Origin of the sequence: Pseudophaeobacter leonis, assembly GCF_002087335.1 — a bacterium.
In the GTDB taxonomy this organism is placed as follows: Bacteria; Pseudomonadota; Alphaproteobacteria; order Rhodobacterales; family Rhodobacteraceae; genus Pseudophaeobacter; species Pseudophaeobacter leonis.
In genome coordinates this window covers 122,677-133,500 of record NZ_MWVJ01000001.1, presented here as the reverse complement: position 1 = coordinate 133,500, position 10,824 = coordinate 122,677, and the positions used below count along the sequence as shown (strand labels likewise).

At 60.7% G+C, this 10,824-nt stretch carries 8 protein-coding genes and 3 pseudogenes; 3 read left to right on the top strand and 8 right to left on the bottom strand.

Annotated elements, in window-relative coordinates; translation table 11 throughout:
* Nucleotides 1–38: 38 nt before the first annotated feature.
* On the bottom strand, nucleotides 39–1,235 hold the full coding sequence (locus B4968_RS00625; protein ID WP_083095776.1) for an aminotransferase class I/II-fold pyridoxal phosphate-dependent enzyme: 1,197 nt from the start codon (nucleotides 1,233–1,235) through the stop codon (nucleotides 39–41).
* 242 nt (nucleotides 1,236–1,477) lie between these two features.
* Nucleotides 1,478–2,811 (bottom strand): annotated as a pseudogene (locus B4968_RS00620) (amidase).
* Between the two features lie 200 nt (nucleotides 2,812–3,011).
* Between B4968_RS00620 and B4968_RS00615 the strand changes: the two are divergent.
* Nucleotides 3,012–4,238, top strand: a complete 1,227-nt coding sequence (locus B4968_RS00615; protein WP_083095774.1) for an FAD-dependent monooxygenase — start codon at nucleotides 3,012–3,014, stop codon at nucleotides 4,236–4,238.
* Between the two features lie 395 nt (nucleotides 4,239–4,633).
* On the opposite strand, the gene B4968_RS00610 is transcribed toward B4968_RS00615, so the two are convergent.
* The 5 genes and pseudogenes from B4968_RS00610 to B4968_RS00590 form a co-directional block, all read right to left on the bottom strand.
* Nucleotides 4,634–4,825 carry a Trm112 family protein gene (locus B4968_RS00610; RefSeq protein WP_083095773.1) on the bottom strand — a complete coding sequence of 64 codons (192 nt, stop codon included), beginning with the start codon at nucleotides 4,823–4,825 and terminating at the stop codon, nucleotides 4,634–4,636.
* A complete protein-coding gene (locus tag B4968_RS00605) occupies nucleotides 4,822–5,460 on the bottom strand; it encodes an LON peptidase substrate-binding domain-containing protein (RefSeq protein WP_083095771.1) in 639 nt (212 codons plus the stop codon). The genes B4968_RS00610 and B4968_RS00605 overlap by 4 nt, the downstream gene beginning before the upstream one ends.
* 28 nt (nucleotides 5,461–5,488) lie before the next feature.
* A complete protein-coding gene (locus B4968_RS00600) occupies nucleotides 5,489–6,421 on the bottom strand; it encodes a tetratricopeptide repeat protein (protein ID WP_083095770.1) in 933 nt (310 codons plus the stop codon).
* Nucleotides 6,422–6,531: 110 nt separating this feature from the next.
* Nucleotides 6,532–7,321: pseudogene (locus B4968_RS00595) on the bottom strand (exodeoxyribonuclease III).
* Nucleotides 7,322–7,609: 288 nt separating this feature from the next.
* A complete protein-coding gene (locus B4968_RS00590) occupies nucleotides 7,610–8,296 on the bottom strand; it encodes a response regulator transcription factor (RefSeq protein ID WP_083095768.1) in 687 nt (228 codons plus the stop codon).
* A gap of 173 nt (nucleotides 8,297–8,469) precedes the next feature.
* On the opposite strand from B4968_RS00590, the gene ribA reads away from it, so the two are divergent.
* Together ribA and B4968_RS00580 are read left to right on the top strand one after the other, a co-directional pair.
* Nucleotides 8,470–9,558 carry a GTP cyclohydrolase II gene (gene ribA, locus B4968_RS00585; RefSeq protein WP_083095766.1) on the top strand — a complete coding sequence of 363 codons (1,089 nt, stop codon included), beginning with the start codon at nucleotides 8,470–8,472 and terminating at the stop codon, nucleotides 9,556–9,558.
* Between the two features lie 32 nt (nucleotides 9,559–9,590).
* Nucleotides 9,591–10,088 (top strand): L,D-transpeptidase family protein, encoded by a 498-nt coding sequence (locus tag B4968_RS00580; protein WP_173907518.1) that lies wholly within the window; start codon nucleotides 9,591–9,593, stop codon nucleotides 10,086–10,088.
* Between the two features lie 6 nt (nucleotides 10,089–10,094).
* Here the strand turns inward: B4968_RS00580 and B4968_RS00575 are convergent.
* A pseudogene (locus B4968_RS00575) lies at nucleotides 10,095–10,755 on the bottom strand (YggS family pyridoxal phosphate-dependent enzyme).
* Nucleotides 10,756–10,824: the final 69 nt, after the last annotated feature.

Sequence of the window (10,824 nt, the reverse complement as noted above, 5' to 3'; positions counted from 1 at the left end):
CGATACTCCCCCAAAAAGGGCGCACCGATGCAGTCAGTCTAGTCGTCGTACAGGCACTTTCGCAGCGCAGTCAGCGCCTGCCGCGTCACCTCGGCCGAACCCACAAGCGCTACCCGGATATAACCTTCACCGGGATTCTGACTGGGGTTCTGACCAAGTGCGCCCTGCGCCAAATAAGCGCCCGGCAGTACCCGCACCCCGGTCTCACGCCACAGCTTCAGCGCGGCAGCCTCACCATCAGCCACCGGCAACCACAGGAAAAAGCCAGCCTCAATCGGCATATAGCCCTCCAGGCCCTGGAACACTTCATCGGCAATTTTGAACTTTTCCTGATACAGCGCACGGTTCTCATCCACATGCGCCTCATCCGCCCAGACCCGTGCCGCCGCGGCCTGCAGTGGGCTCGGAACAGGTGCTCCGGAATAGGCGCGCAGCTGCTTGATCCGTTTGATATTTTCCGGCCCGCTTGCAATCAGCCCGGCGCGCAATCCCGGCAGGTTCGAGCGTTTGGAAAGCGAGTTGAACAGCACCACCCGTTCAGGGTCAGCGCCCATTTCCTGCGCCACGGTGAGTGCTCCAACGGGGGCGTCATCCCGGTAGATCTCGCTGTAGCATTCATCAGAAAATATTTTGAAATCATACTGTTCTGCCAGCCGGATCAGGCGCTGCCAGTAGTCCCGGCTCGCCACAGCGCCCTGCGGATTAGCAGGCGAGCAGATATAGGCGATGGCCGTGCGTTGCAGCACATCCTCTGGCAGGTTTTCATAGTCCGGCAGGTGCCCCGTTGCACGGGTTGCCGAAACGAAGACCGGCTCAGCGGCGACAGAAAGACTGGCCACCATATAGACCTGATAAAACGGGTTCGGGATCAGGATCGTGGGCTTTTTGCCGCCCTTTTGCTCCGGGCACAGCGCCATGGCGGCGTTATACAGCCCCTCGCGGGTGCCATTCAGCGCCATGATCTGGGTGGCCGCGTCCATGTTCACGCCGTAGCGGCGCAAGATCCAGTCTGCCATCGCAGCGCGCAGCTCATCCGATCCGTCATTGGGCGGATAGCTGTTAAACCCAGCAGCATTTTCCACAATGACATCTGTGACCCACTGGGGAAACTGATGTTTTGGCTCGCCAATGGTCATATGCACCACGTCGCCGCCGGGCGCGTGATGGTCCAATAGAGCCCGCAGGCGCGGAAACGCATAGGCTGGGAGGTTCGCAAACCGCTCAGGGAAAGTCATATCTAGGCCTCAAATCCGGGATCATTCACGCCCCGTTTAAAGATAAATTACAGAGCAAGAGCCGATGCGTCCAGCCGCAGCATACCGCCTGAACCATTTTTGTGGCATTCCGGCCAGATTCGGCCCTGCCTCGGGCCAGACCCGGGCCAGTCTCGCCCCAGACGCAGCCCGGTCTGGGGCCGCGCCGCCCCTCGGCAGCACCACCCGTTTGACCTTTGAAATGAACAGGCGGGCCGCAGCCCTTACCCCGCCAGAGCGGCCTCAACCGCCGCACCAACACGCAGCAATGCCTCTTCACAATCCGGCTGGCCAAGGATCTGCAAACCGCAACTGGGGGTTCCGGTCGGCAGGCTCAGCGCGCAAAGGCCCATGAGATTGCCAATGCGGGTATTGCGCAGGGTCAGCAGGTTGGCCTGCACATAGTAGTCGTGCTCTGTTTGCAAACGCGCCAGATTCGGTGGCAGGATCGGGCAGCTGGGCGACAGCACGCCGTCGAACCCGGCTGCTGCCTGATCCCAGGCCATGCGCACCTGTTCGAGCTTGGCCCAGGCGGCCACATAGTCCGGCCCGGAGAACTGAGCGCCCGACCGAAAGCGCGCAAGAATTTCGCCAAACATCAGATCAGGGCTGGCCTCGATCACATCCTTCCACAGCCCATAGGCCTCGGTGGTGAAAAGAATCGCGCTGAGCGCCATGGCCTCAGCCAGTTCGGGCACCTCAAGCGGCACGATCTCGGCACCGGCCTCTTGCAGCTTGACCAGCGAGGCTGCGTAGCTTTCGGCCACAACCGGGTCCAGATCGTCCTGTGCGATGGTCTGCAGATCGGCAAACCGCCGCCCTTTCACGCTATCTGCATTGCGCAGGTCCGGGCCTTGCGTGCCCTCAAGAACGCCCAGAAACAGCGCCGCATCCTCAACCGTACGCGCCAGAGGCCCGACCGTGTCGAACTTTAGACAGAGCGGCACCACGCCCTCAAGGCTGATCGTCCGGCGGTGGTTTTCAGCCCGACCAGATCGTTCCACGCCGACGGGATACGCACAGATCCGCCTGTATCAGAGCCTATTGCGCCCGCCGCCAGTCCAAAGGCCACCGAGGCGGCAGCGCCGGAAGATGACCCCCCCGGCACGGCTGCTTCATCGTTGGTGCAGGGGGGTGTTTCCTTGATCGGGTTCAGGCCGAGGCCTGAAAAGGCCAGCTCGCTCATATGGGTTTTGCCCAGACACACACTGCCCATGGCGGTGGCGACCTCAAGAACCAGCGCATCCTGATCCGGCACCCTGCCTTTCAGCAGATCAGAGCCTGCCTCGGTGGTGGCGCCCGCAGAATCATACAGATCCTTCCAGCTGATCGGCACCCCGTCCAGAGCCGAGCGACGCAGCCCCATCCTGGCGCGTGTCGCTGCCGCCTCTGCCTCGGCCAGGGCGCGATCATGGGTGACGGCGCTAAAGATGCGATCGCGATGGGGATGCGCATCGATGGCGGCCAGATAGGCCTGCGTCAGGGCGACCGGATCGATCGTCCCCGCGTCGATCCCGCGTCCCAGATCAGCGGCACTCATTTTCAGCCAGTCCTGCATATTCAGCCCGTCCTGCATAGCCATCACTCCCGTGGAAATTTTGCGAACGGTAGCGCTCCGCTTGGGGTGGCACAATCCCGAAGAGGCATTTCGAACATCTCAGCAGGCCTGTGTTTCAAACCCTTTGACCGCAGGGCCTCTGGTCGGATTTCAGCGACAACCGCATGGACAATCCCGGCAATCGGCGCATATTGCAAAGCATGAAAAACACATCCGATATCCTGATCGTCGGCGGCGGCCTCAACGGCCCTGCTTTGGCTCTGGCTTTGGCGCAAACCGGCCATGGCGTGACCGTGGTAGACGCCCTGCCGCGGGGCGATTTTGAAGAGGATGCCTTTGACGGGCGCAGCTATGCCCTGGCACTGGCCTCGCAGCGGTTGCTGGACCAGATAGGGGTCTGGTCAAGGGTGGCAGATCATGCGCAGCCGATGCTGGAGATCAAGGCCAGCGATGGCCATGCCGGCGAGGGGGCCGCTCCGTTTTTCCTGCATTTCGATCACCGTGAAATCGAAGAAGGCCCGATGGGCTATATGATTGAGGACCGGTTTTTACGCCGCGCCTTCCTGCAGGCCATGGATGAAGAGCCGCGCATCACCCTGATCAATCAGCGCCGGGTCATTGCCCAGGCCGTGGATCAGACCGGCGTGACCCTGACCCTGGAAAACGGAGACGAGCTGCGCGGGCGGATGCTTGTGGGCTGTGACGGTCGCAAAAGCGGCACGGCCGCGCGCGCCAGCATCAAACGCAGCGGTTGGGACTACGGCCAGACCGCGCTGGTCTGCGCCATCGCGCACGAAAAGCCGCATCATGGCATTGCACATCAGTTCTTTATGGCGGCCGGCCCGCTGGCGATCCTGCCCCTGCCCGGCAACCGCTCGTCCATCGTGTGGAGCGAGAAAAGTGACATGGCGGCCGCAATACAGGGGTTGAACGATAGCGACTATATTGCCGCGCTGAAGCCCCGGTTTGGGGATTTCCTTGGGGAGATATCCCTGACGGGCAAGCGCTTTACCTACCCGCTGAGTCTGACCATCGCCAACAGTTTCATCGGCGCGCGGCTGGCCCTGGTCGGCGATGCCGCCCATGGCATGCACCCTATCGCCGGGCAGGGACTGAACGCAGGCCTGCGCGATGTCGGGGCACTGGCCGAGGTGCTGACAGAGGCCACGCGGCGCGGGGAAGACATTGGCTCTGTGCTTGTTCTGGAGCGCTATCAGCAATGGCGCCGTTTTGACACGGCCACGCTTGCTGCCACGACAGATATGGTCAACAAGCTGTTCTCAAATGACAACCCGCTCCTGCGCCTTGGTCGCGACATTGGCATGGGCGTGGTGGCGGGCCTGCCGGGGCTGAGACGTCGCTTCATGCGCGAAGCGGCTGGATTGACAGGGGATATGCCCCGCCTGCTGCAAGGCAAAGCCATCTGATCTGGGCGCATTCGGCAAGGTAGTGCTCCCGCCCGTCGCGGCAGCAATCAAAGATTGCAGTGCTCCCGTTGGGCCAAGCGCCTTGCCACACGGCAAGGCGCTGCACCGCTGATATCACCCGGGTTGGCAAAACAGATCCCAAGACACATCACAAACAATCAGCAAAGTTGATATGGTGCTCTTTGGTCTGAGGTATGTCCCCGCTGTGCGTGAGCACAGCGCCGGGCCCAAGGCCGCCAAGGTGTCCCTTGGGACATCTGCGGGCGCGGGAGAGCTCCCTTCCCGGCCTAGGGAATACTGGCCTATCGAATACCGGCCCGTCGAGTCTCGACCTGTCGAGTCTTGGCCTGTCGAGTCTTGGCCTGTCGCGCCTAAGCACCGCACGACCTGCTCCGTCACTCGAGCGCGCGGGCTTCGTCCACCAGCATCCCCGGAATGCCATTGCGAATGGGAAACGCCAGATTGCCCGCCTTCGAGATCAACTCTTGTGCCTCGGCATCATATTCCAGCGTCGCCTGCGTCCTCGGGCAGACAAGTGCCTCAAGCATGCGACGATCAAAGGCCACTGTCTTGGCGGTATCATTCATTGCAAAATGTCCTCATATGCCCCACCCCGAAGCGCAAATTCGATCAAAGTCACAAGGGTTTCCCGTCTTGTGACAAGACTGGGAGCCTCAAGCAAGGCCTGTTTGTCCTCCGGCTCAAACTCCAAAAGCATCGACAGAGAGTTGATCAGCAACTCATCCTCGGCGTCCTGCAACGAGTCCCAATCCGTGGACAGACCACGCAGCATCAGAAACCTGTTCAACAAAGCCAGAAACGCCGCCCGATCAAACGTTGGGTCCGCTTCAGAGCCGCCAAGATCACGCTCGAACCCGGCCCAGCTCACATCACAGCGCCGGTAGGGACTAAATCCGGTCACCTCTTGCAAAATGCGAAACCGGGACAGCCCCGACAGAGTCACAAGATAGCGGCCATCTTCGGTTTCAGAAAACTGCGTCACGCGTCCGGCGCAGCCAATAGCATGCAACCCCTCGCCCTTCTGACCAGGACCGGGCTGCACCATGCCAATCAGGCGTTGCGGGGTTTTCAAAGCATCTTCAAGCATTTGCAGATAGCGTGGCTCGAATATATGCAGCGGCAGGCGCGACCGGGGCAGCAGGACCGCCCCGGGCAATGGAAAGACTGCAATGGTGTCCGGCAGATCAGAAGAAGGGAACATGATATATTACTCTAGGGCGACGGCCCGATTAAGCAAATATCATCGAGCTCAATCTGCGCCGCCCGTTCAGAACCACCGGATCATTTGGCTGCAACGCATCAAAAACGGTAAAGAGCTGCGTCTTGGCAGCTCCGTCGTTCCACTCCCGGTCGCGACGGAACAATTCCAACAGCGCATCAACGGCCGCCTCGGCGTCTCCTGCGGCATGCAGGGCCTGAGCCAGCTCGAACCGGGCTTCGTGGTCGTCGGGACTGGCCTCCACCTTGGCGGCCAGCTCGGCCACGGGGCCGGCGTTTTCTGCCTGTCGCGCCAATTCGATCTGCGCCCGTGCAGCCTCGATCTCAGCCGCCTCGGAAATCGACGCGGGGGCGCCGTTCAGAACGGCCTCGGCCTGATCAAGATCTTCCAGCGCAATATGCGCCCGCGCCAGCCCACCATAGGCGGCAGCACTTTTGTCGTCCTCACCAATGATTGCCGCAAAGGTCTGGACTGCATCCGCGTAGTCGCCATCGACCAGCATCTGCTCTGCCACCTCCAGCGCCTCTGCAAGGCCACCATCCGCGGTGCCACCACCAGCCTCAATCGCCTTTTTGATAAAGGCCTCGATCTCACTGGGTGGCAAAGCCCCCTGAAACATGTCAATGGGACGGCCTTCGACAAAGGCAACAACTGTTGGAATGGACTGCAACGGCAAGCCCTGCTGCGCCAGCGCCTGCGCCAGACGCTGGTTCTCGTCCACATTGACCTTGGCCATGGTGACCGCGCCCTTGGCCTTGGTCACGGCCGCTTCCAAAGCGGGGCCAAGCGTCTTGCAAGGGCCACACCAGGGCGCCCAGAAATCCACAATCACCGGGGCCTGCATCGAGGCCTCGACAACATCCTGCATAAAGGTCGCCTCATCGACGTCCTTGACCAGGTCACCCACCGGGGCCGCTGTGCCCGCTCCGCCAATAATATCCATTGTCTCAATTTTCTCCGTTTGAAGCCTGTTCCCTATATGGATTCAGGACGACAAGAAACCAAGAGAGGAGTTGCGCAAAGGCCGCCCCCCAACAAAAAACCAGCCTGTGATTACAGATCAAACGTCGCAAAGACCGGCGCATGATCGCTGGGCTTTTCCCAGCCCCGCGCGCAGCGCAGAACCCGGCTGGAATGCGCCGCGTGACGGATGTCTCCGGTGGCCCAGACATGGTCCAGTCGGCGCCCCTTATCTGCTGCATCCCAGTCCTTGGCCCGATAGCTCCACCAGCTATACAGCAGACCTTCGGGAATATCGCTCCGCGTGACATCCGCCCAATCGCCAGCCTCCTGCACAGCCGCCAAAAGCTCTACCTCAACCGGCGTGTGGCTGACGATCTTCAGCATTTTCTTGTGATCCCAGACATCGTCCTCACGCGGGGCGATATTGAGATCCCCGACCAGAATAGACTTCTCGGGACGCTCTGCCCTGAACCAGTCCCGCATCTCGCTGAGATAATCCAGCTTTTGGCCAAACTTCTCATTCACCTCGCGGTCGGGTTTGTCGCCGCCTGCAGGCACGTAAAAGTTATGAATGGTCACGCCATTTTCCAAGCCGTCCGGCAATATGGCGGGCGTGGCCAAGACTGGCAAAATCCTCTGCGCCTGCTTCCTCGATGGGCAGACGTGACAGGATGGCGACCCCATTATAGCCCTTCTGGCCACGCGCCACCATGTGAGGATAACCCAGATCGGCAAACCCTTCGGTTGGAATTTTATCTACCGGGCTTTTGCATTCCTGCAGACACAGCACATCTGGCGCCTCTTCCTTCAGGAGTTTTTGCACCAACTCCTCGCGCAGGCGGACAGAGTTGATGTTCCAGGTGGCAAGGGTAAAGGCCATGAGAGTGCTCCATTTGGCAATGTTGCCTCATTCGGTATCACAGCGCGCATGGCCCGAGAAGACCACCGCTTGGGGATTTTCCAGATTGCGCTCCAGACCTGTTTTTGCCGAAAAAAAGGGCCGGGCACAAAGCCCGACCTAGCCCAACAGGCCCCAGTTTAAAAGGCCCCAGTTTAACAGGGAGGTGCATATCATGACCCGGATATGCGCGGGGTATGATCACTTTTAAGGTATGTGGAAAATACGTCTTTGATCCACATCAACAGATCTACACCCAGAAATGGAGCGCTAGCTGATCAGACGATAGCCACCGGATTCTGTCACCAGAATGCGGGCGTTCGAGGGATCAGGCTCGATCTTCTGACGCAGACGGTAGATATGCGTCTCAAGCGTATGGGTGGTCACCCCGGCGTTATAGCCCCAGACCTCGTGCAGCAGGACATCACGCGCCACCACCCCATCGGTAGAGCGATAGAGGAACTTCAGGATGTTGGTCTCTTTCTCTGTCAGCCGGATCTTGCGGTCATCCTCGGTCAAAAGCATCTTCATGGCCGGCTTAAACGTATAGGGCCCAAGCACAAAAACCGCGTCTTCGGATTGCTCGTGCTGACGCAGCTGGGCGCGAATACGGGCCAAAAGCACCGGGAATTTGAACGGTTTGGAGACATAGTCATTAGCCCCGGCATCAAGCCCCAGGATGGTGTCCGCATCGCTGTCATGGCCCGTCAGCATCAGGATCGGCGCCTTGACGCCCTGCTTGCGCATCAGGCGGCACAGCTCTCGGCCATCGGTATCGGGCAGGCCTACGTCCAGGATCACCAGATCGTACAGCGCCTCCTTGACGCGTTCCATGGCGCTTTGCCCGCTGTCGGCCTCAAAGACATCAAAGTCCTCGGTCATCACCAGCTGTTCGCTCAGGGCCCCGCGCAGGTCCTCATCGCCATCCACCAGCAGAATTTTCTTCAGTTGCGCCATAGCTCTACTCTCCTGTTTCTGTGACAGACAGATGCGCCTCCCTCACAGAAACGACAAGATATGCTGCAAAACTCTCACGCCGACGTGTCCACAGCAAAGGATTTGTTTCACTTCCGCAGCAATTAAGCCTAGGAAAGGCCGGTATTTATGTCACGAAGCGCTGGATCTGCCGCATGAGCCTGATGCCCACCATGATCGAACTTTTGGCGCGCGCGCGCGTCGATCTGCGCATGGGTCTGCCTGTTGTCCTGCTGGATGGCGATCAGGCCGCGCTGGCCATCGCTGCGGAATGCCTGGCGCAGGACCGGTTGCAGGACCTGCAGGCACTGGGCCCGGTCACTCTGGCCCTGACCGCCCGGCGCGCCGAGACCCTCAAGGCGCGCGCCTATGACGGCGATACAGCGCGGATCTGCCTGCCAGAGGCCGCCACGCTAGGCTGGATTCAGGCCCTTGCGGATCCGGCGGATGACCTCAGCCATCCGATGAAAGGCCCGCTCATCAGTGCGCGGGACGGCTCTGCCAGCCTGCATCGTCTGGCCATAGCGCTGGTGAAATCAGCGCGCCTGCTGCCGGCCGCGCTGCTGGTTCCACTGGTGGGTGGTGCACAGTTTGCCGCCAGTCATGGCCTCACCCTGCTGCCGCAAGCCGCGGCAGAACCGCTGATGAGCCACAGCTCACCCCTGCATGCTGTTGCCGCCGCCCGCCTGCCGATGCAGGCCGCCGAGGCAGGCCGGCTGCATGTGTTTCGCCCCGAAGATGGCGCCGAAGAGCACTATGCCATCGAAGTGGGTCGCCCTGACCGCAGCCAGCCCGTTTTGGCCCGCCTGCATTCGGCCTGTTTCACCGGCGACGTACTGGGCTCGCTGAAATGCGACTGTGGCCCGCAACTGAACGCCGCGCTGGCGCAGATGGGCGCCGAGGGCAGTGGCGTGCTGCTCTACCTCAATCAAGAGGGCCGTGGCATTGGGCTGGCCAATAAAATGCGCGCCTATTCCCTGCAGGATCAGGGTTTTGACACGGTTGAGGCCAATCACCGTCTAGGGTTCGAGGACGACGAACGTGATTTTCGTCTCGGCGCCGCCATCCTGAAAGAGCTGGGTTTTGACCAGGTGCGACTGCTGACCAACAACCCCAAAAAGATCGCCATGATGGAAAAGACCGGCATCACGGTCACCGAAAGAGTGGAGCTGAAAGTGGGTGAAAACGCCCATAACGCGCAGTATCTGGCCACCAAGGCCGCCAAATCCGGCCATATGCTGTAATGCCCGCACCTAATCCCCAGCCGCCCCGCCGCATGAGCGATCTGGTACTAACCAAACAGGGGCTGCGCGCCCTGGGCCAGAGGCTTGCCTGCAGCATCGGCAAAGGTGGCATTAGCCGCGATAAACGCGAGGGGGATGGTGCCACCCCTACGGGAGTGCATCGGATCGTCGGTATGCTGTACCGCCCCGACCGGATTGCCCGCCCCGCCCCCTGGGCAGAACCCATCGGCCCCCGCGACCTTTGGTCTGACGATGGGCGCGATCTGCACTACAACAGCCATGTCACAGCTCCTTATGGCTTTAGCCATGAGCACCTGCGTCGGGCCGATCCGCTTTATGATCTGGTACTGGTGCTGGACTGGAACTGGCCAGAGGCCGTGGCCGGCAAAGGCTCGGCCATCTTCATGCATCAATGGCGGCGCCCCGGCTATCCCACCGAGGGCTGCATCGCCTTTTGTCGCCGCGATTTGTTTTGGCTGGCGTCCCGTGTCCAGCCCGGAAGCCGTGTTATCGTCCCCGATCTGACCTGAGGCAGCCTATACCACCTCAGTGGTGCGCGTACCAAAGATAGCCGATCCCACCCGCACATGGGTCGCCCCCTGGGCAATGGCCTGCTCAAAATCACCGCTCATCCCCATGGAGAGCCCGCTGAGATCGTTGCGGGCTGCAATCTGAGCAAGCTGGGAAAAATGCGCCTCGGCAGGCTCGGACACCGGGGGGATACACATCAGCCCCCTGATCGGCAGATCCAGAGCGCGACACGTCGCGACAAACCCATCAGCCTCGGCAGGCAGAATACCGGCCTTTTGCGGCTCAGCGCCAGTGTTGACCTGAATGAACAGATCCGGGCAGGCCCCGAGTTCCTGCGCCAGACGCGCAATGCTTTTTGCCAGCTTCGGGCGATCCAGCGTGTGGATGGCATTAAACAGCTCCATCGCCTGACGCGCCTTGTTGCTTTGCAAAGGGCCAATCAGATGCAGATCCAGCCCGGCATAGGTCTGGGCAAAATCAGGCCATTTTTCCCAGCGCCTCCTGGACGCGGTTCTCGCCAAAACAGCGGTGCCCCTCGTCCAGCACGGCAGCAACGCGCGCATTTGGCTGCACCTTGGACACCGCAATCAGCGTGACCGATCCTGCGGCGCGGCCAGCTGCCGCTTCGGCAGTCCTGATACGGGTTTTGATATCTTCCAGCGACATTTGGCTCTCTCCAGCTTTGACGCCAGAACAACACTGTTTTGGCACAAAAGGTAAGAGGCAAAAGAAAAG

Excerpts from the sequence above, each read along its gene's own strand:
- B4968_RS00625 (WP_083095776.1), bottom strand. The coding sequence starts at position 1,235 with ATGACTTTCCCTGAGCGGTTTGCGAACCTCCCAGCCTATGCGTTTCCG.
- B4968_RS00615 (WP_083095774.1), top strand. The coding sequence starts at position 3,012 with ATGAAAAACACATCCGATATCCTGATCGTCGGCGGCGGCCTCAACGGC.
- B4968_RS00610 (WP_083095773.1), bottom strand. The coding sequence starts at position 4,825 with ATGAATGATACCGCCAAGACAGTGGCCTTTGATCGTCGCATGCTTGAG.
- B4968_RS00605 (WP_083095771.1), bottom strand. The coding sequence starts at position 5,460 with ATGTTCCCTTCTTCTGATCTGCCGGACACCATTGCAGTCTTTCCATTG.
- B4968_RS00600 (WP_083095770.1), bottom strand. The coding sequence starts at position 6,421 with ATGGATATTATTGGCGGAGCGGGCACAGCGGCCCCGGTGGGTGACCTG.
- B4968_RS00590 (WP_083095768.1), bottom strand. The coding sequence starts at position 8,296 with ATGGCGCAACTGAAGAAAATTCTGCTGGTGGATGGCGATGAGGACCTG.
- ribA (WP_083095766.1), top strand. The coding sequence starts at position 8,470 with ATGAGCCTGATGCCCACCATGATCGAACTTTTGGCGCGCGCGCGCGTC.
- B4968_RS00580 (WP_173907518.1), top strand. The coding sequence starts at position 9,591 with ATGAGCGATCTGGTACTAACCAAACAGGGGCTGCGCGCCCTGGGCCAG.